Origin of the sequence: Rhizobium sp. H4 (assembly GCF_003013335.1) — a bacterium.
GTDB lineage: Bacteria > Pseudomonadota > Alphaproteobacteria > Rhizobiales > Rhizobiaceae > Rhizobium > Rhizobium sophoriradicis.
Map to the genome: position 1 here is coordinate 91016 of NZ_PSOW01000013.1, position 26536 is coordinate 117551.

23 protein-coding genes and 1 pseudogene are annotated in these 26536 nt (G+C 62.7%); 12 read left to right on the plus strand and 12 right to left on the minus strand.

Annotated features, from left to right (window positions below; genetic code table 11):
- The first annotated feature begins 1 nt into the window (after position 1).
- The 3 genes and pseudogenes from C4N04_RS20575 (at position 2) to C4N04_RS32605 (ending at position 3372) form a co-directional block, all read left to right on the plus strand.
- Positions 2–1096: an aminotransferase class V-fold PLP-dependent enzyme gene (locus tag C4N04_RS20575; protein WP_106796881.1), complete on the plus strand. Its 1095-nt coding sequence runs from the start codon at positions 2–4 to the stop codon at positions 1094–1096.
- Between the two features lie 68 nt (positions 1097–1164).
- Complete coding sequence (locus C4N04_RS20580; RefSeq protein ID WP_199852491.1) at positions 1165–2028, plus strand: glycerophosphodiester phosphodiesterase family protein; 864 nt, start codon at positions 1165–1167, stop codon at positions 2026–2028.
- A gap of 125 nt (positions 2029–2153) precedes the next feature.
- Positions 2154–3372: pseudogene (locus tag C4N04_RS32605) on the plus strand (GGDEF domain-containing protein).
- 34 nt (positions 3373–3406) lie between these two features.
- On the opposite strand, the gene C4N04_RS20590 reads toward C4N04_RS32605, so the two are convergent.
- The 7 genes from C4N04_RS20590 to C4N04_RS20620 form a co-directional block, all read right to left on the minus strand.
- Positions 3407–4222, minus strand: a complete 816-nt coding sequence (locus tag C4N04_RS20590; RefSeq protein WP_106796883.1) for an inositol monophosphatase family protein — start codon at positions 4220–4222, stop codon at positions 3407–3409.
- Positions 4222–5226: a LacI family DNA-binding transcriptional regulator gene (locus tag C4N04_RS20595; RefSeq protein WP_106796884.1), complete on the minus strand. Its 1005-nt coding sequence runs from the start codon at positions 5224–5226 to the stop codon at positions 4222–4224. The genes C4N04_RS20590 and C4N04_RS20595 overlap by 1 nt, the downstream gene beginning before the upstream one ends.
- Positions 5210–5989 carry a glycerophosphodiester phosphodiesterase gene (locus tag C4N04_RS20600; protein ID WP_106796885.1) on the minus strand — a complete coding sequence of 260 codons (780 nt, stop codon included), beginning with the start codon at positions 5987–5989 and terminating at the stop codon, positions 5210–5212. Before C4N04_RS20600 ends, C4N04_RS20595 begins: the two co-directional genes overlap by 17 nt.
- The gene (locus tag C4N04_RS20605; protein WP_106796886.1) at positions 5989–7044 is read right to left on the minus strand and encodes an ABC transporter ATP-binding protein; all 1056 of its coding nucleotides are present in this window, start codon (positions 7042–7044) and stop codon (positions 5989–5991) included. The genes C4N04_RS20600 and C4N04_RS20605 overlap by 1 nt, the downstream gene beginning before the upstream one ends.
- Positions 7044–7886, minus strand: a complete 843-nt coding sequence (locus C4N04_RS20610; protein WP_009992530.1) for a carbohydrate ABC transporter permease — start codon at positions 7884–7886, stop codon at positions 7044–7046. The genes C4N04_RS20605 and C4N04_RS20610 overlap by 1 nt, the downstream gene beginning before the upstream one ends.
- 2 nt (positions 7887–7888) lie before the next feature.
- A complete protein-coding gene (locus C4N04_RS20615; protein WP_096763239.1) occupies positions 7889–9190 on the minus strand; it encodes a sugar ABC transporter permease in 1302 nt (433 codons plus the stop codon).
- Positions 9191–9254: 64 nt separating this feature from the next.
- Positions 9255–10601: an extracellular solute-binding protein gene (locus C4N04_RS20620; protein WP_040112962.1), complete on the minus strand. Its 1347-nt coding sequence runs from the start codon at positions 10599–10601 to the stop codon at positions 9255–9257.
- 249 nt (positions 10602–10850) lie between these two features.
- On the opposite strand from C4N04_RS20620, the gene C4N04_RS20625 reads away from it, so the two are divergent.
- Positions 10851–11309: a YbaK/EbsC family protein gene (locus tag C4N04_RS20625; protein ID WP_040112963.1), complete on the plus strand. Its 459-nt coding sequence runs from the start codon at positions 10851–10853 to the stop codon at positions 11307–11309.
- 82 nt (positions 11310–11391) lie between these two features.
- The gene (locus C4N04_RS20630; protein WP_040112964.1) at positions 11392–12393 is read left to right on the plus strand and encodes a Tim44 domain-containing protein; all 1002 of its coding nucleotides are present in this window, start codon (positions 11392–11394) and stop codon (positions 12391–12393) included.
- Between the two features lie 46 nt (positions 12394–12439).
- Here C4N04_RS20630 and C4N04_RS20635 read toward each other — a convergent pair whose 3' ends face one another.
- On the minus strand, positions 12440–13471 hold the full coding sequence (locus C4N04_RS20635; RefSeq protein ID WP_106796887.1) for a hydroxyacid dehydrogenase: 1032 nt from the start codon (positions 13469–13471) through the stop codon (positions 12440–12442).
- A 313-nt stretch (positions 13472–13784) separates the two neighbouring features.
- Here C4N04_RS20635 and C4N04_RS20640 point away from each other — a divergent pair, with 313 nt between their 5' ends.
- The 7 genes from C4N04_RS20640 to cydX all read left to right on the plus strand — a co-directional run bounded on the left by C4N04_RS20640 (position 13785) and on the right by cydX (position 21638).
- Positions 13785–14384: a HupE/UreJ family protein gene (locus C4N04_RS20640; protein ID WP_106796888.1), complete on the plus strand. Its 600-nt coding sequence runs from the start codon at positions 13785–13787 to the stop codon at positions 14382–14384.
- 291 nt (positions 14385–14675) lie between these two features.
- On the plus strand, positions 14676–15254 hold the full coding sequence (locus tag C4N04_RS20645) for a GbsR/MarR family transcriptional regulator (RefSeq protein ID WP_106796889.1): 579 nt from the start codon (positions 14676–14678) through the stop codon (positions 15252–15254).
- Positions 15255–15258: 4 nt separating this feature from the next.
- On the plus strand, positions 15259–16998 hold the full coding sequence (cydD, locus tag C4N04_RS20650) for a thiol reductant ABC exporter subunit CydD (RefSeq protein ID WP_106796890.1): 1740 nt from the start codon (positions 15259–15261) through the stop codon (positions 16996–16998).
- Positions 16995–18686, plus strand: coding sequence for an ATP-binding cassette domain-containing protein (locus C4N04_RS20655; RefSeq protein ID WP_106796891.1), 1692 nt, complete (start codon positions 16995–16997; stop codon positions 18684–18686). Before cydD ends, C4N04_RS20655 begins: the two co-directional genes overlap by 4 nt.
- Before the next feature lie 75 nt (positions 18687–18761).
- Positions 18762–20342, plus strand: coding sequence for a cytochrome ubiquinol oxidase subunit I (locus tag C4N04_RS20660; protein WP_106796892.1), 1581 nt, complete (start codon positions 18762–18764; stop codon positions 20340–20342).
- 5 nt (positions 20343–20347) lie between these two features.
- Positions 20348–21502, plus strand: coding sequence for a cytochrome d ubiquinol oxidase subunit II (cydB, locus tag C4N04_RS20665; RefSeq protein WP_106796893.1), 1155 nt, complete (start codon positions 20348–20350; stop codon positions 21500–21502).
- 13 nt (positions 21503–21515) lie between these two features.
- Positions 21516–21638, plus strand: a complete 123-nt coding sequence (gene cydX, locus C4N04_RS20670; protein WP_106796894.1) for a cytochrome bd-I oxidase subunit CydX — start codon at positions 21516–21518, stop codon at positions 21636–21638.
- Positions 21639–21680: 42 nt separating this feature from the next.
- Here cydX and C4N04_RS20675 read toward each other — a convergent pair whose 3' ends face one another.
- Genes C4N04_RS20675 through C4N04_RS20690 form a run of 4 tightly spaced genes read right to left on the minus strand, consistent with a single transcriptional unit; the run spans position 21681 to position 26508 of the window.
- Positions 21681–23684, minus strand: coding sequence for an aldo/keto reductase (locus C4N04_RS20675; protein WP_106796895.1), 2004 nt, complete (start codon positions 23682–23684; stop codon positions 21681–21683).
- Positions 23685–23719: 35 nt separating this feature from the next.
- Positions 23720–24802 carry a sn-glycerol-3-phosphate ABC transporter ATP-binding protein UgpC gene (gene ugpC / locus C4N04_RS20680; RefSeq protein WP_096763248.1) on the minus strand — a complete coding sequence of 361 codons (1083 nt, stop codon included), beginning with the start codon at positions 24800–24802 and terminating at the stop codon, positions 23720–23722.
- A 12-nt stretch (positions 24803–24814) separates the two neighbouring features.
- Positions 24815–25651 (minus strand): carbohydrate ABC transporter permease, encoded by an 837-nt coding sequence (locus C4N04_RS20685; protein ID WP_010056938.1) that lies wholly within the window; start codon positions 25649–25651, stop codon positions 24815–24817.
- Positions 25648–26508: a sugar ABC transporter permease gene (locus C4N04_RS20690; RefSeq protein ID WP_106796896.1), complete on the minus strand. Its 861-nt coding sequence runs from the start codon at positions 26506–26508 to the stop codon at positions 25648–25650. The genes C4N04_RS20685 and C4N04_RS20690 overlap by 4 nt, the downstream gene beginning before the upstream one ends.
- Positions 26509–26536 lie beyond the last annotated feature (28 nt).

The window sequence follows — 26536 nt, forward strand, 5'->3', positions numbered from 1 at the left end:
CATGTTCGATCTCGGTTGGAATCCCCTGCTCGGCGCGCCTTTGTACCCCGCGGAGCGCTACGCCATGCTCGCTGACAGGATCGGCCGTATTCTGCGCTGCCGGGGTGACGTCGTGCTGGTACAGGCGGAGGCGGTGGTGGCGCTGGAAGCGGTGGCGGTCAGTCTCACGCGTCCCGGCCTTTCAGCCCTCAACCTCGTCACCAGTCCCTATGGCGGCTGGTTCGGGCAATGGCTGCGGCGAGGCGGCGCAAGCGTTCGGAATCTCGTCGCCGAACCGGGCTTGCCGATCGAGATCGACGCTGTCGCCAAAGCGCTCGATGCCGGCCCTCATATCGATGTGCTCGCCGTGGTTCACGCGGAATCTGCGAGCGGCATTCTCAACCCGCTGCCGGAGATACTCGCGCTTGCGCACGCCCGCGGCATCGTCACCGTCGTCGATGCGGTCGCCTCGGTCGGCGGGCATCGGCTCGAGGTCGACGATCTCGGCATCGACATCGCGGTGATCGGCCCGCAAAAGGCGCTCGGCGGTCCGGCGGGTGTTTCTGCGGTCTCCGTCAGTCAGCGTGCCTGGGATCTCGTTCTCAAGGCCGGCGCGCCGCGCGACTCGATCCTGTCGCTGGCCGATCTGAAGCGCTGGATCGACGACGGTCGGCGCATCCTGCCCGGAACCCCGGCGCCGCTGGAATTCTTTGCGCTGGAGGCCGCGCTCGACCGAATCGAGGCCGAGGGCCTGGAGAATGTCATTGCCCGCCATGCGCTGGCGGCATCGGCGACGTGGGCCGGACTTGCCGCACTCGGTGCCCCGGCCTGGGTGCCGGCGGCAAAAGCGTCGAACCTGGTGACGGCGGTGGCGTTGCCGGAGGCACTGGAACCGGCTTCGGTGATCGCGGCCGCGGGGCGGCTGGGGGTCGAGCTGACGGAAGCCGTGGGAACCGCGCCCGCCCGCCTCGTGCGGCTGAACCACACAGGCCCGCGCGCCGCATTCCAGACAGTGCTCTCGAATGTCGTGGGCTACGGCGCGGCCCTCAGGCAGACCGGCCATCGGGCGGATATATCGGCGGCTGCGGAGGCGATATCTGCGGCCTACAGCCGCTGAGACCGCATCTGACCTTGATAATCACGGCTGGCCAAGGCAGGAGAGTGGCGTCGCGGAGATTGGTGCAGATGACGAGATTGCTGGATGCGCAGGGCCTGGAGATTTTGAACGAGGGGCATCGCACCCGCCTGAAATGGCATCGGCTACGCAAACGGTTTGCCGATCCGCTGTTCTCAGCTGAAGTGATGGCTGAGGGATTTGCCGCAGGCGCATCGATGGAACTCGATCTGCGCGTGCGCGCCGACGGCGGTTTCGTCGTGCTGCACGATGAGGACCTCGAAGGGGAAACGACCGGTCATGGACCGATCGCCGAAAAGCGCCTCAGCGACCTCAGTAATATCAGGATGCAGGGGGGCGACCGGCCGCTGATCCTCAGCGAGGATCTTGCCGCCATGCTGCAAGCGGCCCACCCGGCCGCACTGCTGCAGTTCGACATGAAGGACGATTACGAGGCGGTCGGCGCGCAGGGCATTGCGCATCTTGCCGCGCATTTCCAGAAGATTTCCGCATCGGTGATCGTCAGCGCCGGCAGTCTCGATCTCATCGTCGCGGTCAAGGAGAAGCTTCCGCATCTCCTGCGCGGCATCGATCCCACGGACAAGCTTTACGGGATCAGGAAAGCCGGCGGCTGGAAGGCTGTCGAGATCGAATTGCGCGCCGACCTCCGCGGCCCGACCGAACCGGACACGGTCTATCTCCACTGGCCGCTGATCCTTGATGCCGCGAAGGATGGATTGGATATGATCGCGCTCTGCCAGGGCGAAGGCAAACGCGTCGATGCCTGGACCTTTACCCTGAAGCATCCCGAGGTCGGTTTCAGCGAATCGGAATGGCGGAACTTCCAGGCGCTGATGGCGCTGAAGCCGGATCAGATCACCACCGACGAGGCGCCGGCGACCGAACGCGCCTGGAGCAGCCGCATGGCGAGTTGATCGCGCTCGTCGACGCATGGCGCCGAAGGTGTACGCGTCTCGCGGCACCTATTCCCCGGCTGACCAGATGTTTTGTACAATTTGCATCATCTTAAACTTCTGAGTTTATTCATACCCAACAGTCAATGTTGGTGTTCGATATGCAGGCTGTTGATACTGTAGCAATTACTCAACAAGCGAATTCCGGCCTACAGGAAGCATGGCGCCTCGGGTGTACAGGCCGTTCGATTGAGGCACTCACGCTGGCCGGCGAAATACTTGCTGAAGCCGGTGCACGGGGCGACAGCCGGCTTGCCGCACAATGCGACACGGATATTGCCTGGTACTGTTTTCAAACCGGCAAGGCCGAACTTGGCCTGACGCATGTCCGGCGGGCGGTCGACTTCTGGAAATCGAACGGAGATCCCAGAGAAGAAGCCTATGCCCGGGCCTATTTCGGATGGCTGCTCCTGGAATTGGGCTTGCCGGAGGAAGCAATCGAAGAAGCGACCCGCGCGTTGGATCTGGCCGACAAGACCGCGGACCCGCAAGCCCAAAGCCTCGCCACCAACGTCATCGGCATTATCTTCTGGTACAACAAGCAGCCTGACCGGGCCATTCTGATGAGCGAGCGGTCCGTCGAACTTGCCCGGATGATCGGCGCAGGCTCATGAAGCGCTGGGGCAGTTCGATCTGGCGCTGGAGGCACACAAGAAATACCATCATGCCTATTTGCAGAACAGCGCCGAGAGAACCCAGCAGCGTGCGCGCCTGGCCGAAATCTACTACGAAACCAAGCGGCTCAAGGAAGTTGCCGACACCCAGTCGAAGCGTGCCGAAACGCTGGAAGCCTCCTATCAAAAGCTGCAGGAGGAGGCCGATATTCTCGCCAGCGCCGTTTAACTGGATGCGCTCACCGGGCTCTATAACCGCAAATATCTCGACAGCCGTTTTAAGGAACTGACCGCCGAGAAGCGTCCATATTCGATCGCGATGCTGGATGTCGATCACTTCAAGGCGATCAACGACAACTTCTCTCACATGATCGGCGACCAGGTTCTCAGCGCCATTGGAAGCATATTGCGGAGCCAGCTGCGGGTTACCGATCAGGCAATTCGCTTTGGCGGCGAGGAATTCGTCGTCCTGCTCTCAGGCGCTCCCCGAGGGGCCGCCGATGTCTGCGAGAGGCTGCGTTCGGCCGTTGAAAACTGGAATTGGTCGGAGATTTGCAACGGGCTGCACGTGACGATCAGCATAGGCGTCGCCGGTACCTCGTCTGCCAAATCTCCGAGCAAGATTCTCGAGATCGCCGATCAAAATCTTTATGCGGCGAAAAAGAGCGGCCGCAATCGTGTTGTTTCGTAACAGGTGTTCCGCAGCCTTCGGGGCAAAGCCGCAATCAGGCGGTTAATCCCGCGATGTCGAGGATGAAGGCGAATTCGCCGGCAAGCCCCGGCGCATGGGCGATGACCGGCCCGCCATCGGCAAGCAGCTTGTCGGTTGCCGGCATCACCACGGTCGCGCCAGCCTCTTTGGCAATCAAGGCGCCGGCAAGCATGTCCCAGGCATTGAGATGGCGTTCGTAATAGAGATCGACGGCACCCTCGGCGACACGAACCAGGTCGATGGCGGCCGCGCCCGTGCGGCGATAGTCCATGCCGCGCTCGTGCAGCCGTCTGGAGACTGCGAGATAGTCGTCGAAATTCGTTTTGCGGGAATGGCCTAGGATGACCAGCGCATTGGCTGGTTCGACGGTCGCGGCGGCATGAATGGCAAGCCCGTCCTTGAAGGCGCCATCGCCGCGCACGGCATGGTAAACCTTGTCCTCGGCGCCGTCGTAAACCACGCCGATCTCGATCCTGCCGCCGGCGACGAAGGCGATCGAGACGCCCCAATGCCGGAAGCCCCTGATGTAGTTGGTCGTGCCGTCGATCGGATCGACGACCCAGGTGCCGGCCGCGCCCGATCGGCCGCCGCTCTCCTCCCCCATGAACGTATCATCGGGAAAGCGCGAGATGAGCCCGTCGCGGATCGCTTGTTCGGCCTTCCTATCGGCGACAGTGACGAAATCCTGCAATCCCTTGTTTTCGACGGCGAGCGTGCCGGGATTGACGTCGCGCCGAAACCGGGCCGCTTCCCGTCCGGTCTCGAGGGCGACGGCGATCGCGACCTCCGCCCGTGCCCGAATGGCGGCGCTATCGAATGCGGAACTCATCAGGCGGTCCTTCTTCTTATCAGTGTCACCGGCGTAAACTCGACGCGCGCCGTCAGGTCCGGCTCGGCTATCCGGCTCATCAGCAGGTCGACGGTCTGTTCAGCCTGGACATCGCAAGGCTGGCGGATGGTGGTTAGCTCATAGGCGGTCCAGCTCGCCTGTGGAATATCGTCGTGGCCGATGATGGAGAGCGGCGGCGCGTCGTCTCGACCGCGGCCCTGCATGATGCGGTCGAGGACACCGCAGGCCATGTGGTCGTTGGCGCAGAACAAGCCGTCAATGCCGGATGCGGCAAGTTCGCCGGCCGCATCATATCCGCTCCGGTAATCGTTAATCCTGATCTGTAGAAACTGCGGCTCGGCGCCGAGTTGCCTGCAGCGGTCAATGAAGGCCTCGCTGCGCCGCCGCGCCGTGTAGGATATGGCGGGAGCGGCCATCACGGCGGGCTTTTGCACGCCGCTTTCGATCAAGCAGGTGGCGGCGAGATGGCCAGCCATGCGGTCGTCCGAGATGATGCGATCGACGAAGGGAATGTCGTTGCCCTTGTTGATCAGCACGATCGGGACCCCCTCGGCCGCACATTGCTCGCAGATCGCTGTCGGCGGTGCGTCCGAGGTGACGATGACGCCGGACACAGCGTAATGTAGCAGCTGGCCGATAACAGTCGATGTATCCGCCTCCTGCGAGGTCGGCAGCAGGATCGGGCGGAAATTGCGGGCAAGCAGCACCCTCGCCAAATGCTCGATCTGCATTGTGCGGAACGGATTGTCGAGGCCGGCGGCGACGACGCCGACGAGATCGGACCGTTTGTTGGTGAGGCTTCGCGCAAGATAATTCACCCGATAGCCGAGCTCCTTGGCGGCCTGATAGACCTTTTCGCGGGTCTTCGGCGAGACGCTGGCATCTGGTGTGAAGGCACGTGAGACGGCCGCGCGTGAGACGCCGGCCACCCGCGCCACGTCGAAGGAGGTTACCTTGCGCGGTCCCTTATCCCTGTCTGGCAACTGCTTTTTCCCTCTCTGCCGACAGCCGCATCAGATCGGGCAGATCCGTGCAGATCCCGAGAACCGCAAGCTTCATGATATCCTCGAGAACCGCCGGCCGCTCCTCGTGCCAGAGCACGATCTCGCGGCCCGCCTCGAAGGCACGGCGCATCAGCGCGTCGCTTACCAGATCCTGCGGCCGCTCGCCTGCCCTCTCCCAGCAGAGGTGCAGGATATCGGCGCCGGCCTCGTCACCCAGCGCATGCGGATCATGGCCGACACGGACCAGTACCGAAAGCGGGAAATCACAGCCCGCGTCTCTGAGTTCGCGCACCTGCGCCGTATCAAAGGAGCCGAGGCAGGCGAAACGCTGGTTCATCTCGGCAAGATGGCGCCAGCAGCGCAGTCCCGTCCCGGCCGCCTTGAGCTCGACATAGAGACCCGCGCCGGTCTCGCGGCCGAGTGCGGCGACCTCCGCAAAACTCGGCACGTCGACGCCGTCAAGAGCGGCGAGCTCGGAGGCCGTCATTTCGGAAATACGGCGGTCGACGCCGAAGACGCGCTCGAGATGGTCGTCATGCGAGACGACAACCACGCCGTCGCGGGTCAACTGCGTATCGAGCTCCCACATCTCGGCGCCGAGTTCGGCAGCGCGGCGGAAGGCGGCGAGCGTGTTCTCGCGTTCATGGCCGCTGGCGCCGCGATGGCCGATGCAGAAGGGAAGCCGGCCCTTGGCCGCCGGCCAGCCGTATCGCTCGAAAAATGCCTGGAAATCGCGGGTCATCAGAGCCTCCTGCCGTTTTCGTCGAAGACGAACACACCGCGGCTGTCGATCGCCCACCGGACATCGTCGCCGACATGGATATCGTTGCGCACCGGCTGGATCGAACGCAGCAGCGGCCCGCCGGCAAGATGAACGTCATAGAGGTTCTCGCGGCCCTGCGTTTCGGCGAAGGTGACCTTGCCGGAAACGGGCGTGTCGCCTGCCGGGGTGAAGTGCTCCGGCCGGACTCCGAGCATCAGCTTGGTGCCCTCGGCGGCGCCGACGCTATCGGGCAGCGGCACGCGGATCTCGCTTTCCGGGATCCTAAAGGCGCCCTTGTCGACGACCCCGCGCAGGAAAGTGATCGGCGGATTGCCGAGGAAGCCGGCGACGAAGGCGGTCTTCGGATCATTGTACATTTCGGCCGGCGTGGCGATCTGGACGATCTCGCCTTCCTTCATGATGGCGATGCGGTCGCACATGCTCATCGCCTCCACCTGGTCATGGGTGACGAGAATGGCGGTGATGCCGGTCTCGCGCTGCAGGCGACGAATTTCCGAGCGCATTTCCAGACGCAGCTTGGCGTCGAGATTGGCGAGCGGCTCGTCGAGCAGCAGCACATCCGGCTTGCGGATCAACGCGCGGGCCAGCGCCACGCGCTGCTGCTGGCCGCCGGAAAGCTGCGCCGGTCGGCGTTCCATGAGATTATCGATATGGACAAGCCCGGAAATACGATTGACCTCCTTGCGGATGTCGGCAGCGTCGACGCCCTTCACCTTCAGGGGAAAACTGATATTTTCGGCAACCGTCATATGCGGATAGAGCGCATAGGACTGGAAGACGACGCCGACATTGCGGGCCTGGCTTGGCAGGTCGGTGACGTCGCGGTCGCCGAAGAGGATGCGCCCGCTGGTCGGCCGGTGAATGCCGCAGACCGCAAAAAGCGTTGTCGATTTGCCGCAGCCGGAAGGCCCGAGCAGCGCCAGCATCTCGCCGTCGCGGACTTCGAGCTGCATGTTCTCGATGACCTTGGTGGAGCCGAAGCTCTTTGAGAAATTGTCGAGGAGGATGCGCATCAGCCTTTGCTCCCGCCGCCGTAGATGTTCATGAGATATTTGTTGAAGAGCGCGTAAGCGATCAGCACCGGAATAAGGTAGAAGAGCCCGACCGCCTTGAACATATTGAAATCGTAATTGTTATCGTCGGCGAGGAAGCCCGCAAGATAGACCGACAACACCTGCACATCATTGCCCGGCGCCAGCACCTGCGGCAGGATGAATTCGCCCCAGCCGGCGAGGAAGGAGAACAGGCCAAGCGCCATGATGCCGGGCTTGACCTGCGGCAGCACGAGGCTGCGCCAGACCCGGAAGCGCGAGGCGCCGTCGACGACGCCGGCCATTTCGATTTCCCAGGGCACGGTGTCGTAGAAGCCTTTCATCAGCCAGATGCCGAGCGGCAGGTCGATCGCCGCCTTCACCAGAATGACGCCGATCAGCGAATTGTAGAGGCCGATCATCTGCAGCACGATGAAGATGGCGATGATCAGCGTCACCGACGGAAAAGCATGCAGCACCATGACGCCGGCGAGGAAGAAGCCGCGTGCCGGCACGTTGAGGCGCGACAGCACATAGCCGGCCATCGACGAGACGATCAGCACGAGGCTGGTGGTGCAGGCCGAAAACAGCAGCGTATTCACCGTCACCTGCCAGATATTCGCCTTGCCCGGCGTCGTCTGCCACAGGAAACGCCAGTGATTAAGCGTCAGGCCGGAGGGCAGCAGCGCATCCGGCTGCTTCACCGTCACGGTGTCGAGGAAGAGATAGACATACATCAGCAGCAGCGGCAGGCTGACAATGGTGAGCGCCGTTATGACGGGCCAGCTGCGGTAATTTGCCGAGGGCTGCGATTGTTCGGCCATGGTCAGTCCTCGATCAGGGGCTTGGCGACAAGCGTGCCGTAGTTGAAGACGCGCAGATAAAGGAGCGACAGCATCACGCCGATGACGACGAGCACCAGCGCCATGGCCGCGCCCAGCCCGTATTCGAGATTGCCGGCATAATTCCTGAGCGCGGTGTGATAGGCGGAGAGCGCCCAGACCTCGGTCGTGTTGCCCGGCCCGCCATTGGTGGCGAGCAGGATTTCATTGAAGGAGGCGAGCAGCGACAGCGTCTGGTAGCAGGTGACGAAGAGGATCGGCCAGCGCATCTGCGGCAGGATGATGTAGCGGATCTGCTGCCAGCGCGAGGCGCCGTCGACCTCGCTGGCATAAAACTGGCTCTTCGGAATGGCCTTCATCGCCGAGGAGAACACGAGCATGCCCATCGAGGCGCCGATAAAGCCGTTGATCAGCACGACGAAGAACCAGGCATTATAAGCGTTGTCGAGCAGATAGTTCTTCGGCGGATAGCCGAACTTGCCCATCAGGATCGAAATGAAACCGGTATCCCAGGCGAGCCATTTCCACAGCATGACATAGATGACGACGGGGGTGATGCGCGGCAGAAGCCAGATGCCGCGAAAGATCGAGGCCGGCGTCGGCGGCATATAATGCGTCCAGATGGCGAGCAGCAGGGCATAGCCGACATTGAAGAGCGTCAGCACCAGCGCGACGTAGAGCGCGGTGTTGAAGAGCACGCGGGCCATGTCGGGCGAGGTGGCGATGCGCGAGAAATTGTCGGTCGTCCACGTCCAGCCGGTATAGGTGGCCTCGGCCACCCTTTCCTTCTGTTCCGGCGTCAGCTGCAGACCGACGGTGTCCAGCGCAGAAAACAGCTGCTCCTTGCTGTCGAACCGGGTGTTGACGACCGAGCGGTTAAACTGTTCGGAAATCTGCTTGACCTCGCGCGTCGAAGGCCGGTCGGCGAGGTCCTTGATCATGCGCTCGGCTTCGCGGCGCGTCGGGAAGACCTCGCCGGCATGTTTGGCGCGCAGCTCCGCGGCGATACCAGGCGCAAGGCCGAGACCCTCGACGGCCTTTAGGCCCGCCTCGTCGATCGCGTAGCGCGGTTCGGTCATCTCGGCGGCAATGTCGGGCATGGCCGACTTCAGTGCGATCAAGGAATTGGGTGCGATCTGATAGACGCCGCCGGAAATGCCGGTTGCGGTCGTCATATTGGTCATCGAGAAGACCGCCGTCAGAACGACCGGCATCAGGAAGAACAGGACGATCATGATCGCGGCAGGCGCGATCATCACCAGTCCAAGCCTTCTGGACGATTTCATGGAAGCCTCCTCGCGGGACGGACCGGGCAGCGGGGTCGCCGCTGCCCGGAAGAGTGCTTCGACTTTAGCGGATGACGATCTTGTCGCCGAGCGTGCTCTTCAGCTCGCTCTCGGCATCGCCGATGGCGGCGTCGACGGTCTTGGCGCCGGTCCAGGATGCCTCGAGGTTCTTCCACATAATGTTCCAATATTTTCCGAAATCGGAATTGTTCGGCATCGCATTGGCATGCGGCAGCAGGCGCTCGGTGGCTTCGCGAGCCCAGCGGTCGTCCGCATAGAAGTCCACTTCGGCTTCGGCTTTGGAGATGCCGAGATGGGCCGATTTGATCGCATGCAGCGCGTTGATGCGCGGTTCGGAGGCGATCGTGATCAGCTGAGCGGCGATCTGCGTATCTTCATCGCTGTGTCCTGCGGTCAGCATGTAGACGAGCGGATGCGTCAGCGTGTTGGCCTTGCCGCCCTCGCCGGCCGGGATCAGCGTGAAGACGATGTTATCGAAGAAATCCTTCAGGCCTTCCTGGTTGACGAGGCGGGCATAATGCCAGGTGCCGGCGTCCCAGATGCCGGCCTTGCCGGTGGCGACTTCCTTCCACCACTGATCACCCGGCATGCCGATATGGTTCTTCTTGGTGACGCCCGTTTTCACGGCATCGGAGATGAACTGATAGGTGCGGGTCATGGCCGCCTTGTCGAAAACGAGCTTGCCGTTTTCTTCCATCGTGCCGCCGAAGCTCGTGTAGAACTGCCAGTAGTCAGGGCCGTTGCTGGGGCGCGGATAAAAGCCGTAACCGGGCTGGACGAGACCCTTGTCCTGCATCTTCTTGGCATCTTCGAGCAGGTTCTTCATGGTGTACTTGCCGTCCTGAACATTCTGCGGCAGCGCATCGAGATCGGCGTCGCTATAGCCGATCGCCTTCATGTAAGGCTTCCAGAAGAACATCGGGCGGGATTCGGCATCCTGCGGAATGCCGTATACGGTGCCGTTGTACGAGGCGATCTGCATCAGGTTTTCGTAGATGCCGTTGAGCGGCCAGGCGTCGAGATCAACGTGATCCTCGATCGGAACGATAAGGCCGGCCTGTGACCAGGGCGCGATGTCTTCATGACCGCTGGCGACGATGTTCGGGGCGGTCTTGGCTTCCGCGGCAAGCGTCAGCGCCTGCTTGAAATCGTCCCAGCCGGAATAGGCCTTCTTCTCGATGGTGATCTTCAGGTCTTCACCCTTGAGCGCTGCTTCGCGCTGCAGCTGCTGGGCTGCGATCTCGATGGCGTCGAGTCGATAGGTGTCGTTCGGGCCGGTGCCGCCCGCCCAGACGCTGATGGTAACGTCTTTGGCAAGCGCAAAGGCGGAGGTCGAGGCCAGGATGGCGGCCGCAATCGTGAGGGATTTCAGTGTCGGCAAAATGGTCATTTTCTTCGTCTCCCTGGAAGAGCAGTGTGAGGCCTCTTGACGGGTCAGCACTGTCGCTTGACGGCCGTTCCGAAACCCCACGAAAACGTGACAAGTCCCGCTCTATGGGGTCGATGTAACGGCCGAATGACAAAATTGAGCACGTGTGCAAAATTATTATGACGATGTCCTAAAGACTTGCAAGCGCCGGTTTCCGGCGGAGATGTTTTGCGCTTCAAATTGCGCTTTTGCTGGTCTAGCATTGCCCCCATGAGCCTAGAATCCGTCCGCGCCTTCCTCCGTGCGCATGCACCCGATATCGACATCATCGAAACCACCGAGAGCTCCTCGACGGTGGCGCTTGCCGCCGAAGCCCACGGCGTCGAGCCCGCGCAGATTGCCAAGACGATCTGCCTGCGCGTCGGCGAGCAGATGATGCTCGTCGTCGCCTGTGGCACGGCGCGACTCGACAATCGCAAGTTCAAGGACACGTTCGGAGCAAAGGGGCGCATGCTCGACGCAGAAGAGGTCGTGGCGGTCACCAGCCATCCGGTCGGCGGTGTCTGCCCGTTCGGCCTGCCTTCGCCGCTGCCCATTTACTGCGACGTTTCGCTGAAGCGCTTCGACGAAGTCGTGCCTGCGGCCGGCTCGACCAATTCGGCCGTGCGCATCGGCACCGGACGGCTGGCGGAGCTTACCGGCGCGAGCTGGGTCGATGTCTGCCAGTAAAGCGGCAAAAGAACTTCAAACCTGGCAAAGAGTCCCTATATTAGCTCTCGATATGCCGTGGAGCATGGACAGGAGATCAGGAATGCCGGGTACCGTTTCGCGTTTTGCCAAGTTTGCGGCGATTGCCGTACTAACGAGCGCTACCGTTTTTGCTTCGCTTGGTGATGCCGAGGCGCGCCGCGCCGGCGGTTCCGGTTTCGGCAGCCGCGGCACGCGTACATTCCAGGCCCCGCCGGTCACCCAAACCGCGCCGAACACTGCTGCGCCGATCGAACGGTCGATGACGCCGCGCACAACTGCGCCCGCTACGGCCCAGCAGCCGCTCGGCGCGCAGCGGCCCGGCTTCTTCAACGGCTTCGGGCGTTCGATGATCGGCGGCCTGATTGCCGGCGGCCTGCTCGGCATGCTGCTCGGCCACGGTTTCGGCGGCGGCTTCGGCTTCCTCGGCATGCTGCTGCAGATCGCTCTGATTGGCGGCGCCATCATGCTCGCCATGCGTTATTTCGCCAACCGCCGGCAGCCTTCCTATGGGGTTGGCGGCCAGAGTCGGTCCTACGGCCAGTCTTTCAATATGTCGCCGTCGAACAATTCATCCTTCCAGATCCCGGCGATCGGCTCGGGCGCTGGTTACGGTGGACAGGCGCGCGGCAATCGGCCGAAGGATGAGATCGGGCTGGCACAGGCCGACCTCGATCAGTTCGAAGAATTGCTGACGAGCGTGCAGACCGCCTATGGCGCCGAAGACTATGGCACGTTGCGCCGGCTGACGACACCGGAAGCGATGTCCTATCTAGCCGAGGAGCTCGGCGAAAACGCCACCAACGGCGTGCGCAACCGCGTCTCCGACGTCAAGCTGCTGCAGGGTGATATCGCCGAGGCCTGGCGCGAAGACGGCCAGGAATATGCGACGCTCGCCATGCGTTACTCCTCGATCGATGCCATGGTCGAACGTGACAGCGGTCGTGTCGTTTCCGGGGATGACGGCCGACCGAGCGAAAGCACCGAGATTTGGACCTTCGTGCGCAGGCCCGGAGCGGACTGGAAGCTCGCTGCTATCCAGGGCACCGGCCAGCGCGCCGCTTAAAACACTGTTTGTGCCGCCCAAGCTGCCGGTCAGCTTGGGTGGCATTTTAGTTGACCGCGACCGGTTTGGAGCGCATGCGGGAGACCGTCTCGCGTTCCGCCCGTTTGCAGCGCATCGGCGGCAAGCCACGATCCATCAGGTCCATATCTTCCAGCACCATGTCGCCCATCTTCTTGAAGGCGCTGTCGAGGGCGCCGGCCCGGTGCGCCGAGCGGATGAAGCCTTTCAGGCCGCGCACCGGATGATCGGGCGGCAGCGGCTCCTCAGGGTAGACATCGCTCGCCGCGACGATATGGCCTGACGAGACGGCCGCCATCAGCGCATCGAAATCGACGACATCGGCGCGGCTGAGCAGGATGAAGGCCGCGCCCTTGCGCATGCTGGCGAAGGCTTCGGCGCCAAGGAATCCCCTGTTCTCGCTGGTGACGGCTGCGACGACGAAGACGAAATCGCTCTTGGTCAGCACATCCTCCAGGCTTGCCGGTTCGACGCCGTTTTCCTCGAGGATCGAGCGGGGCAGCCAGGGATCGAAGACCCTGATGCGCGCCCTGAAGCCGGACAGCACGCGACGCAGCGCCTTGCCGAGATCGCCGAAGCCAACAATGCCGATCTCGGAGCCTGCGATCAGTCGAGCGCTCGCATTGCCCTCCCCTCCCCAGAGTTCGCTGCCGTGGCGAAAGTCGACATCGGCATCGACGATGCCGCGCGCCAAGGCCAGCGCGAAGCCGAGACCGATTTCGGCGACCGGTTCGGCGAAGACCTGGCCCGTCGTCACGACATGGATGCCGCGCTGGAAGAGCACGTCATAGGGCATGTTGTTCAGGAGATTGCTTTCGACGTTGAGGATCGCGCGCAGGACCGGCATTCTGGCCAACGTTTCCGCCGAAAGCGGCGGCTGGCCGATGATGTAGCGCGCTCTGCCGAGGATCTCGTCGCCAAGCCCGGCGATATTCTCCGGATCGGCTTCGACCACCTCGTATTTCGCATGCAATTCGGCGCGCGCCCGATCGCTGAAGATCAGATCGAGCGTGCGCGGTTCGGGCGCACTGATCGCCAGCGGCCGTTCGGCATTCGTCATGGGTGTGTCCTCCATCGCGGGCGGCTTGCATCGCCTCGCCTCTGAAGGGTTCATAGCCCCTGCCTGCAGCTGTTTCCAGTTCGCCAAAGAGGAATGCAGAGCGCGATCCGTAAAATCGGCGTCGCTCCTGAGCGGCCGGCGCGGCGAGAAGCAATGGAAAGCGGCAATTGCCTATCAGATAAGCAGTTGAATTGACTTGTTATTTAATGACTTTTCCATTGACGCTGCGAATCCCTTGAATTAGCTTCAGGGGCGCGAGCCAGCCCTGGTCTTCGGCAGCCGCAGGATTTTCGAAAACGCGAGGGAATCGACAATGAAATCAGCACTGAAGAGCGGCCTGCTTGCCTTGGCTGCTGTAGCGCTTCCGGCAGTCGCTTCCGCCCATCCTGCCGTTGGCGAAGCCGCCGGGTTCAGCCATGGCTTTGCTCATCCGCTGTCCGGACTCGATCATGTCCTCGCCATGGTGATGGTCGGCGTTTTGGCTTTCCAGCTCGGCGGCCGTGCTCTCTGGCTGCTGCCGGCAACCTTCATCATGGTGATGGCGATTGGCGGGGCTCTCGGTGTTGCCGGCGTCAATGTTCCCTTTGTTGAAATCGGCATCGCGTTTTCCGTCATCGTTCTCGGCACCGTCGTTGCCCTCAATGTCAGGGCGCCGCTTGCCGCAGCGCTCGGCGTGGTCGGATTCTTCGCCATCTTTCATGGCCATGCGCATGGCGCCGAAATGCCGGAAGATGCGGCCGGCGCTGCCTATGCCGCTGGGTTCATGATTGCCACTGCACTGCTTCACGTCGCCGGCCTCTCCCTTGGTTACGTCATCAGCCGGGCCGGCGAACGGCAGGGCGTCTTCGTAACTCGCGCGGCCGGCGGTATTGCTACCATCGCGGGCGTCGGCATCCTGGCCGGCTTGATCTGAACCTGAAGGCATTGCAGCCGCCCCGGCGGCAAACGCGTCCAAAACATCACGGTGCAACGAGAACGCCCGGTTTGCGTGGCATAACCGGGCGTTTCTGCGTCATCGCGGCAAAGTGCGGCGGACTTGACCTAAATCAAATCCCCTCCTGTCGCGTCGGGCTATAGCTGACGCACGATCAACGAACGGACATCCAAATTGACGCAGGGCCGCCTTGCCGGTTGTCGGTGGGGTGCGAGAGTCAGTATAGTGATTTCAGAAATTTCTGAAATCACAGTTGGAACGGAAACCGCTATGAACCTTCCGCCTCTCGTCCAGTCCTTCGTTCTCCACTTCGGCGAAATGGGATCTCGCTGGGGAATCAACCGCACGGTCGGCCAGATCTATGCGCTGCTTTTCGTCTCGCCGGCGCCGCTCTGCGCCGAGGAGATTGCCGACTCGCTCGGCATCTCGCGCTCCAATGTTTCGATGAGCCTGCGCGAACTTCAGGCATGGAACCTCTTCCTGCTCAAACACAAGCCGGACGACCGCCGCGATTTCTTCACGACGCCCGATGATGTCTGGCTGATTTTGCGGACGCTTGCCGAGGAACGAAAGAAGCGGGAAGTCGATCCGACGCTGTCGGTTCTGCGCGAGATCCTGATGCAGCGCCCTGCCAGCGAGGCCGAACGGCACGCGCAGCAGCGCATGAGCGAAATGCACACGCTGATCGAGCAGCTGACCCATTGGTACGAGGACGTTAAACAGCTTGAAACCGAAAGGCTCGCGACGCTCCTCTCGCTGGGCGCGAAAGTGACGAAGCTTCTGGAGGCCAAGGACCGGGTGGTTTCGCTCGGCCGCAGCCGGCGGCCGAATCCTGCGAACAAGAGTTAGCGCCATGGGCACTGCTTTTTTCGACGCGAAGGACAGGAGGGAGACTGAGCCGGCACTGAACGGCGATACCGTCTCGCCCCTCACCGGTCCGAATAATGCGAAAAGCGGCCTGCGCCGAGCGGCGATGCTGCAGGCACTCGCCGCCGCGATCTGGATTCCGCAGGCCGGGTTACTGGCCGTCTCGGTCGGCCGCATCGCCGATGGCGGCGGATTGCAGGCCGTTGTCTGGCCGGCCCTCGGCATTCTTCTTCTCGGACTGGCAAGAGGCTGTCTCGACACGGCCGGCGGCCGCCTGGCCTTTCATATCGCGCGCGCCGAGCTCAGCCGCAGGCGGCGGACCGCCGTTGCGGCGCTCTCCACGTCGTCGCCGATCGATCGAGGCCGACCGGGCTCCGGCAAAGCCGCAAGTGTGCTGGGCGAGCAGGCTGAACTCATCGTGCCCTATCTCGCCCGTTTCCAGCCGGCGCGAGTGAAGGCGAGCCTTGTGCCGCTCGTCATCCTTGCCGTCATCCTTCCGGTCTCCTGGATTGCCGCGCTGGTGCTGCTGTTTGCCGCGCCGCTGATCCCGATCTTCATGGCGCTGATCGGCTGGCGTGCCCAGGCGGCCAGCGGAAAACAGCTTGTTGCCACCGGCGGCCTCAACAGCTTCCTGCTCGATCGGCTGCGCGGACTGGCGACGATCCGTGCGCTCGAGGCGGTGGATGCCACCGCGCTCAGGCTGCGCCGCGAGGCGGAGTCGCTGCGTGCGCGCACCATGGCGGTGCTGAAGATCGCATTCCTCTCCTCGGCCGTACTCGAACTTTTCGCAGCACTCGGCGTGGCGATGATTGCCGTCTATGTCGGTTTCAGCCTGCTCGGCGAGATCCGCTTCGGCACCTGGGCAGGCCGGCTCGACCTGATCGAGGGATTGTTCATACTGCTGCTGGCGCCGGCCTTCTTCGAGCCGCTGCGCGAGCTTTCGGCGGTCTGGCACGATCGGGCCGCCGGCGAAGCGGCGCTGAAAGCTATGGACGCCTTGGCTGCCGGCGGTCTGTCCATTCGAGGATCGGCCGGAGCCGCGGCAGCGCCTTCTCCCGAAGCGCCGGACATCCGTCTTGAGAATGTCGATTTTCGTTATACCGCCGATGAGCCGCTGGTCCTCGGCGGCTTCGATCTCGATATTGCCGCCGGTGAACATCTGGCGCTTCTCGGCGCCAGCGGCTCCGGCAAATCGACGCTTCTTTCACTAATGGCGGGGCTGGCGCCCTGCACTGGCGGCCGCATCGTCATCGGCGGCGTCGAACTTGCGGACGACACCGCCGCGCTCTTGCGCGGCGCCATGGCATGGCTCGGCCAGAAGCCGCATATCTTTGCCAGCACCATTACGGGCAACATCACGCTCGGCAGGTCCGGCATCCCACGCGGCGATGTGACGGGTGCGCTTGATGCGGCGAGACTGGAAAAAGTAGCCGCCGCCTATGGCGGCCGACCGCTCGGCGAAGGCGGCATCGGGCTTTCCGGCGGCGAGGCGCTGCGGCTGGCGATCGCCCGCGCCGCCTGCAATCCGCATCTGAGGATCATCCTCGCAGACGAGCCGACCGCGCATCTCGACGCCGCCACTGCCGCCGAAGTCACCGAGAGCCTGCTGTCGCTTTCCCGTGGCCGCACTTTGATCGTTGCCACCCATGATCCATTGCTGGCCGCGCGCATGCACCGCACCGTGCGCATGGACGCCGAGTTTATTGTGAGGGAGGCCGCGGAGTGAGCACATTCACTGCAGATCTCAAGCCGATCCTGAGTCTGTTCTTTGCCGAGCGCAGGCGCGCTCTGCTGCTCGGCGCAGCACTTTCGGCAGCGACGGTTACGGCGGGCATCGCCCTGCTCGGCCTGTCCGGCTGGTTCATCACCGCCACCTCGCTTGCCGGCCTTTCGGCCGCTGCCGCCGTCACCTTCGACGTCTTCGCACCGTCAGCCGGCATCCGCCTGCTCGCCATCATCAGGACGGCGGCACGGTATGGTGAAAGGCTGGCGACCCATGACGCGACGCTCGGCGTGCTGGCCGCTCTTCGCGAAAGACTGTTTCGCGGCTTCGCCGAACCGGGTGCCGCACGCACGCTCCTGCATCGTCCAACAAGGCTGCTCTTCCGGCTGACGGCCGATATCGATGCGCTCGACTCTCTTTATCTCAGGATCCTTGTGCCGGCCGCGGTGGCGATCGGCGCTGCCCTTGCGGCAAGCCTCGTGCTGGGGCTCATGCATCCGCTGTTCGGCCTGTTATTCGGCGTCTTTCTCGCCGGCACCGGCCTGGGCCTGCCTTTGATCGCTGCTCGGGCGGCGCGCAAACATGCCCGCAGGCGCGCCCATGGCATCGAGGCACTGCGGTCGCGGACGATCGATCTCGTCGCCGGTCACACCGACTTGTTGATGGCCGGCCGACTTGCTGCGCAGAGGAGCGCGATCGCTGCCGCCGACCACTATGCCGGCCGCGCCGACGACCGGCTGAACCGCGTCGAAACCGGCCTGACATTCGGCTTCGGCCTCGTCTCCACCCTTTTATTGACGGTATCGCTGCTTGCCGTCGCCGCCCTTGCGGAAACCAACGCGATTACCACGCCGGTGGCAGCCCTCGGCCTGCTCGTCGCCTTTGCGGCCGCCGAACCCTTTACAGCTCTGCGCCGTGGTGCCCTGGAACTTGGCCGAACCCTGCTTGCGGCAAAGCGCGTCGCGCCGCGGCTTGCCGCCGCCGCAACGCCAGAACCTATGGGGCTGCCGCTGCCGGGATTTGCTTTTTCGCTGGCCGCTGTGTCCGCATTCCATGAAAATTCCGCCGTGCCGGCACTCCTGGTCAGCGAACTCACACTTCAGCAGGGCGAACGCCTCGCGGTGATCGGCAGCAGCGGCGCCGGCAAGTCGAGCCTGCTCGCTCTGCTTTCCGGAGAACTGCCGGCAAGAACGGGAAGTGTTGCGGCGGTAACGGCGTCCTTGCTGACGCAGCGGACGGAACTCTTCGAGGACAGTCTGCGCGGCAATCTCGCTCTTGCCGACCCGGATGCGAGCGAGACCCGTCTTCGGGAGGTGCTTGCTGCCGCCGGCCTGCTTGCCGATGTCGAGACCATGCCGCGGGGGATCGATACGCTTCTCGGCGAAGGCGGCCTCGGCCTTTCAGGCGGCCAGTCGCGCCGGCTGGCGCTTGCCCGGCTCTTCCTGCGCGACACGCCGCTCTGGCTGCTCGACGAGCCCACCGAGGGTCTCGACGGCGCCACCGCCCGCGACGTGCTCAGCCGTCTGACGGCAATGGCGGCGGGCCGCTCGCTGGTGATCGCCACCCATATCCGCCGCGAGGCTGCGATCGCCGACCGTATCGCCGTCATCGAAGGCGGCCGCATTTCAGAAGTTTCACGCCGCGGGGAGGCGGCGTTCGAAAAGGCGCTCGACCGGCTTCGGCCGGATTGAGCCACATCGCATGCCCTCAGCGCCAGCCGGCGCTGAGGAACGCTCCGTACCCCGTGGGACCGTGGGAGAAAGACAATGGAACTAGATATCGTCGCGTTATCGCGCTTCCAATTCGCGCTGACGGCGCTTTACCACTTCCTGTTCGTGCCGCTGACGCTCGGCCTGTCCGTGCTCTTGGCGATCATGGAAACCGTCTATGTCATGACCGGCCGCCAGATCTGGCGGCAGATGACGAAATTCTGGGGCACGCTGTTCGGCATCAATTTCGTGCTCGGCGTCGCCACCGGCATCGTCATGGAATTCCAGTTCGGCATGAACTGGAGCTATTACAGCTATTATGTCGGCGACATCTTCGGCGCGCCGCTGGCGATCGAAGGCCTGATGGCCTTCTTCCTCGAGGCGACCTTCGTTGGTCTGTTCTTCTTCGGCTGGGACAAGCTGTCGAAGGTCGGCCATCTCGTCGCCACCTGGGCGGTGGCGCTCGGTTCGAATTTCTCCGCGCTCTGGATCCTCATCGCCAATGGCTGGATGCAGAATCCGGTGGGATCGGCCCTCAATCCGCAGACGATGCGCATGGAGATCACCAGCTTCTTCGACGTGGTCTTCAATCCGGTCGCCCAGGCGAAATTCGTCCACACGGTGTCGGCGGGTTATGTCTGCGCCTCGATCTTCGTGCTCGGCGTCTCGGCCTGGTATGTGCTGAAGGGCCGGCATATCGAGCTTGCCAAGCGCTCGATGACGGTCGCCGCCTCCTTCGGCCTCGCCTCGGCTCTTTCGGTGGTCGTGCTCGGCGACGAGAGCGGTTATCTCGCGACCGAAAACCAGAAGATGAAGCTCGCCGCTATCGAAGGCATGTGGAAGACGGAGCCGGCTCCTGCCGCCTTCACCGCCTTCGGTTTCCCCGATCAGGAAGCGCGCGAGACGCATTTCGCCGTGCATATCCCCTGGGTGATGGGACTGATCGGCACACGGTCGCTGACGACCGAAATCCCCGGCATCGACAAGCTCGAACAGCAGGCCGAGGTGCGAATCCGCGACGGCATCAAGGCTTACGACGCGCTGATGCAGATCCGTGCGGCGCCGGCGCAGGACCAGGTCGCGCAGGAAGTGCGTAGCTCCTTCGAGGATCTCGGCCATGATCTCGGCTACGCGCTTCTTCTGAAGCGCTACGTCGACGATCCGCGGCAAGCGACCGACGCGCAGATCGTGCAGGCTGCGCGTGACACGATCCCGCATGTACCGACTCTCTTCTGGTCCTTCCGCATCATGGTCGGCCTCGGCATGTTCTTCATCCTCTTGACCGCCACTTTCTTCTGGCTGTCGGCCCGCCGCCATCTCGATAAATATCCGCTGCTGCTGAAGATTGCCGTGCTGGCAATCCCCCTGCCCTGGGTCGCCATCGAGCTCGGCTGGGTCGTCGCCGAATTCGGCCGCCAGCCCTGGGTGATCGAAGGCGTGCTGCCGACGGCGGCCGCCGTCTCCAGCCTCGGTGCCGGCACGGTGCTGCTGACGATCATCGGTTTTGCCGCGCTCTACACGGTGCTGATCGTCATCGAAATGAGCCTGATGATCAAGGCGATTAGACAGGGGCCGGAGCCGGACGACGAACCGGAAGCCGTCTTAATTTCCGAAACCCTCGTCCCGGCTGCGGAGTGACTGCCATGATCCTTCACGAACTCATCGGCTACGAAACCCTGCGCCTCATCTGGTGGCTGCTGCTCGGCGTGATATTGATCGCTTTTGCAACGACTGGCGGCTTCGATCTCGGAGTCGGCACGCTTCTGCCCTTTGTTGCCAGGACCGATGCGGAGCGGCGCGTGGCGATCAACACGATCGGCGCCACCTGGGAAGGCAACCAGGTCTGGCTGATCCTCGGCGGCGGCGCCATCTTCGCCGCCTGGCCGCCGCTTTATGCGGTCTCCTTCTCGGGCTTCTATCTCGCCATGTTCGCGATCCTTTTCGCGCTCATCCTGCGCCCGGTCGGCTTCAAATACCGGTCGAAACGGGATAGTGCGCGCTGGCGCAACGCCTGGGACTGGGCGCTTTTCATCGGCGGGTTCGTGCCGGCGCTGATCTTCGGCGTTGCCGTCGGCAACGTGCTGCAGGGCGTGCCGTTCCGCTTTGCCGACGACATGCGGATCTTCTACGAAGGCTCGTTCTTCGCTTTGCTCAACCCCTATGCGCTGCTCTGCGGGCTGTTGTCCGTCGCCATGTTGACGATGCACGGCGCCGCCTGGCTGGTCTTGAAGGCGAGCGGGCCGGTGGCGGAGCGGGCCAGAAGCTATGGCAGTATCGCCGCCCTTGCCGCCATCGTGCTCTTTGCCCTCGGCGGCCTCTTCCTATGGATCGGCGTTGGCGGCTATCGCATCGCCAGCGACATCAGCCCGATCGGACCGTCAAACCCGCTGCTGAAGAGCGTGGTGATCGAGAATGGCGCATGGCTTGCCAATTACAACGCCCATCCGTGGATGATCCTGGCGCCTGTCCTCGGCTTTGCAGGTGCGGCACTGGCCTTACTCGCAATGCGGGCAGGACGCGAGGTGACGACGCTCATCTTCAGCAAGATGGCGATACTGGGCATCATCTCCACGGTCGGTCTGGCGATGTTCCCGTTCATTCTGCCCTCCTCGCTCGATCCGCGATCGAGCCTGACGGTGTGGGATGCATCCTCCAGCCATATGACGCTGTTCATCATGCTGGTCGTGACGGTGATCTTCCTGCCGATCATCGTTGCCTACACCGTCTGGGTCTACAAGGTTTTGTGGGGCAAGGTCGACGAGAAGTCGGTCACCGACAAGAACAGTCACGCCTACTGAGGGAGACGAAACGATGTGGTATTTCGCATGGATCCTCGGCCTGCCGCTGGCCGCCGCCTTCGCCGTCCTCAACGCCATGTGGTATGAGCTGATGGACGACGCCGCCAAGAAGAAGGCGTCCGAAACGTCGAAGTAGTGATGAAAAGGGCGCGGCTTCAAGCCGCGCCCTTCTATTGAGTCAGCCTTCCAGCCACTTTACCTGTTCGGGCGTCAGCCGGATGTCGAGTGCCGAGAGACTGTCTTCCAGTTCGGCGACGGTTCGCGGCCCGATTAGCGGGATGACCGGGAAGGGCTGTGCGATCACATAGGCGAGCGCGATGTGGATCGGATTGCGGCCGAGCTTGTTGGCAAGCTCGATGGCGCGGTCGCGGCGTCCGAAGTTTCGCTCGGAATACCAGACGCGCACGATCTCCTCATCGTCCCGCTTGTCGCGGCCGGCGCGGTCGGTAAAGAAACCGCGACCCTGGCTCGACCAGGCAAAGTTCGGGATCTGCTTCTCGTTCAGCCATTTCTTCCAATCGTCATCGGAAGCGGCAACACAGCCGGCCCAGATCGGATCGAGCATTTCGGCAAGCGAGAAGTTGTTGGAGAGTGCCGCGGGTGCCGCCTTGCCGGTCCTTTCGGCATAGGCGATCGCTTCGTCGAAACGCGCTCGCGTCCAGTTCGAGCCGCCGAAGATGCCGCGTATGCGGCCGCGTTTGACCTCGGCATCCATGGCGTCGACGAACTCGCCGACCGGCACGTCGGTATTGTCGCGATGCATGAAATAGACGTCGACAAAGTCGGTCTTCAGCCGGGCGAGAGACTGGTCGAGCTGCTTGGCGATCATATCGGGGTAGCAGAGCGGCGAATGGGCGCCCTTGCCGATCAGCACGATCTCCTCGCGCGGCACTTTGCGGCTGGTGTGCCAGTCGCCGAAGATCGCTTCCGTCTTGCCGGCGCCATAGACATAGGCCGTGTCGAAGGCATTGCCGCCGGCCTCGTAGAAGGCGTCGAGCGTCAGCGAGGCGGAGGCGAAGTTCGGGAAGAATTCGAAGCCGAGTGTCACGACCGAGGCCGGCTTGGAAATGCCGGGAATCTGCCGCTGCGGAATGCTGTTGCCTCGTGTCACCGCGCCGCCGGCAATATTGTTCGTGCGCTTCACCGCCTTCTCGACGCCATATTCGAGAGCGACCGAGGCGCGCCACTGGTCGAGCACACGCAGGTTTCCGATCGAATCCGCCCAGCTCATGCCGGGGGAGGTGAATTCCGTCCTGCCGGCGCGGATAGCATCGCCCGCCGCATCGGCCTCGAACGAATAGAGCCAGCGATCTTCCTTGACCTCGATCGTCTCCTGCTTGCCGCCCTTGAAGATCTCGATCTTGCCGACGCCGCCTTTGTGGCCGGAGGCGAACCAGAAGTCGGCGACCTCGATCCGGCCCTCGGAGCCGATGATACGCAGGACGTTGTCCTGCTGCGCCATGATCGAGCAGGAGACTTCGGCGATGATCTCGTTCGGGAACTTGAGCACGGCCGACGCCCATTCATCGACGCCGCTCTCTCCGAGATGGGCAACGCCCGAAACTTTTTCCGGTTCGAGGAAGGCTTTGCCTTCCGCAGCGCCGGCGATCAGCCTCGCCATCGAGACGGGATAGCCGCCGACATCGAGAATGCCGCCGCCAGCTGTATCGTTGGCGAACAGCCGGTGCTCCGGCTTGTAGCCGCCCATATTGAAGCCGAAGCTCGAGCGGATGATGCGCAGCGTGCCGATGACGCCGCTCTTGACGAGTTCGACCAGCTTCTCCGTCTGCGGATGCACGCGGTACATGAAGGCCTCGCCGGCAAAGACGCCAGCCTTCTTGGCTTCGTAGTAAACGGCCTCGGCATCATAGGCCGACAGTGCGATCGGCTTTTCCACCAGGATATGTTTTCCGGCGCGGGCAGCCTTGATCGCCCATTCGGCATGGCCGGTATGGGGCACGGAAATATAAACCGCATCAATCTCGGGGTCGGAAAGCAGCGCCTCATAGCCGTTGACGATGCGGGCGCCGGGGAAAGCTTCGGCAAGGCCTGGCTTTGCAGGATTGCGGGTGGCGATCGCCACCAATTTGCCGGTACGCGAATGGGCGACGCCATCGGCAAAGGTGCGGGCGATGGTGCCGGGGCCGATGATGCCCCAGCGGATCGGTTGATCGGACGTCATGGAAACCTCTTTCGTCTTTCTGCCTTGGGAGGGGTTTAGCGAAGCCGTTTGCCGGCGCCGTCGAAAAGGAATGTGTGGCGTGCGGGAAGGCCGACGGTCAGCGTCTCGCGATTGCCGGCGACACGCGATTCCGGCCGCTCGATGATCAACTGCTCGCTGCCGATGGCGGCGTAGATATAGCTGGTGTTGCCGAGATGTTCGGCGACGTCGATGGCGACGGTGAGATCGGCATCGCCCATGCCGGCATCGACGAAATGTTCGGGACGGATGCCGAGCGTCACTTTCGCGCCGGCTTCGATGGGATCGGCGACGGGCAGCGGCAGGCGCGTATTGGTGTTGCTTTCGAGTGCAATCACCGCCCTGCCCGGCTGCGTCTCGACCACAACGGCCTTAAGGAAATTCATCTTCGGCGAGCCAACGAAGCCGGCGACGAACTGGTTGGCGGGATCGTCATAGAGATCGAGCGGCGCGCCGATCTGCTCGATATTGCCGGCGCGCAGCACGACGATCCGGTCGGCGAGCGTCATCGCCTCCGTCTGATCGTGGGTGACGTAGATCATCGTCGTGCCGAGCTGCTTGTGCAGCCGGGAGATTTCGACGCGCATCTGCACGCGCAACTCGGCGTCGAGGTTCGACAAAGGTTCGTCGAACAGGAAAACCTCCGGTTCACGGACGATGGCGCGGCCGATCGCGACGCGCTGGCGCTGACCGCCGGAAAGCTGCTTCGGCCGCCGCTTCATCAACTCGGTGATCTGCAGGATCTCGGCGACATGGCGCACGCGCCGCTCGGTATCGGCCTTCGGGTTGCCGTTCATGCGCAGGCCGAAGCTCAGGTTTTCCTCGACGGTGAGGTGCGGATAAAGCGCATAGGATTGAAACACCATGGCGATGCCGCGATCGGCCGGCTCGACGTCGTTGACGACCCTGCCGCCAATGCGAAGCTCGCCTGAAGTAATGTCCTCGAGGCCGGCGATCATCCTGAGCAGCGTGGACTTGCCGCAGCCGGACGGGCCGACGAAGACGACGAATTCGCCATCCTTCACCTCCAGATCGGCGCCGTGGATAATCTCAAAGCCGCCGAAGCGTTTGACGATATTGCTGAGTGAAAGCTCTGCCATGCGGCCTCCCGATTATTTAATTGCGCCGGCCGCGATGCCGGCGATGAAATGGCGCTGCAGAGCCACGAAGACGACGAGGATCGGCGCCGTCAGCAGCACCGCGCCGGCCATGATGCCGCCCCAGGAGACTTTGGTGAGGCCGATCAGCGTTCCCAATGCCACTGGCGCCGTCATCATCCCCGGTCTGGAATTGATCAGCAGCGGCCAGAGATAATTGTTCCACGAGTGCAGGAAGAGAATGATCGCCAATGCCGCCATCGTCGGGCGCGCCAGCGGCAAGGCGATGCGCAGGAAGATCTGCCATTCCTTGACGCCCTCGACCCGGGCCGCATCGAAAAGCTCGCCCGGCATCATCGAGAAGGATTGTCGCATGAACAGCACGCCCAGCGAATTGAACAGCGGCGGCACGATCAGCGCCACCCAGGTGTTTGCCAGCTTGAACTCGCGCGCCACCATGATGAATTGCGGGATGACGACCACGGAGAAGGGCAGCGTGATCGTGCCGAGGATGATGGCGATAACGACGGTGCGGCCGACGAAACGGTAACGTGCCAGTGCCCAGCCGGCCATCGAAGTCAGCAGCACCGAGAGCACCGTATAGATCAGCGCCACGCCAATGGAGATCACCATGGCCCCGATGAAATCGGTATCGGCCTGCAGGTTCTTGAAATTCTCGACGAAGTTGGTCGATGGCCACAGCACGATGTCAGGGCTGAAGATGCCGTTGTCGGGCATCGTGGAGAAGACGAACATCATCCAGAGCGGAAACAGCCAGATTATCGCAAGCGGCGCCAGTGCGGCATGCAACGCGATCTGGCGCAGCAGAAGGGATTGCGATTTGGATTTCATTTCGGATCCCTCCCGACCCAGAGATTGAGAAGCGAGATCGCCACGGCAAGGGCAGCCATCGTATAGGCGATCGCCGAGGCATAACCGAAGTTCAGAGCGGTGAAGCCCTGGCGATAAAGGAAGAGGCCGAGAGTTTCCGTGCCGCCGCCGGGACCGCCGCGATTGGTGATGAGGAAGGGCTCGGTGAAGAGCTGCATGGTGCCGATCACCGAAAGCACCACACAGAAGAGGATGATCGGTTTCAACAGCGGCAGGGTGATATGAAAGAACTGCTGTACCTTGCTCACTCGGTCGAGCGTTGCTGCCTCGTAGACATCGTCGGGAATGGCCTGCAGGCCGGCGAGGATGATGATGGCGTTATAGCCGGCCCAGCGCCATGTGACGGCGAGGATGATCACGGCCATCGCCGCATTGGCATTGTCGAACCAGGATATCGGGCTGAAACCGATGGCCGAAATCATCTTGTTGATGACGCCGAAATCGAGGCTGAACATCAGCCGGAATACGGCTGCGTAAGCGACCTCACCAACGACAACCGGCGCAAAGAAGGCGAAACGGAAAAGCGGGCGCGCTTTCAGGAGCGGCGAATTGAGCAGCACGGCCATGACGGTCGCAAGCGCGATCATGACCGGCACCTGGATCACCAGGATGATCAGCGTGTTGTAAAGAGCGTTATAGAAGGCCGGATCGTAAAAGAGCCGGCCCCAATTGGCCTGCAGACTGTATTTCCACGGGTTGATGCGGGTGTTTTGAAAGGAAATTAGGAACGAATTGATGATCGGCCAGATCCAGAAGGTGGCAAAGATCAGCAGATAGGGGGCGAGGAACGCATAAGCGCTCCGGGTTCTGAACGGCATCCAGTTTCCTCCACACGAACTAAATGAA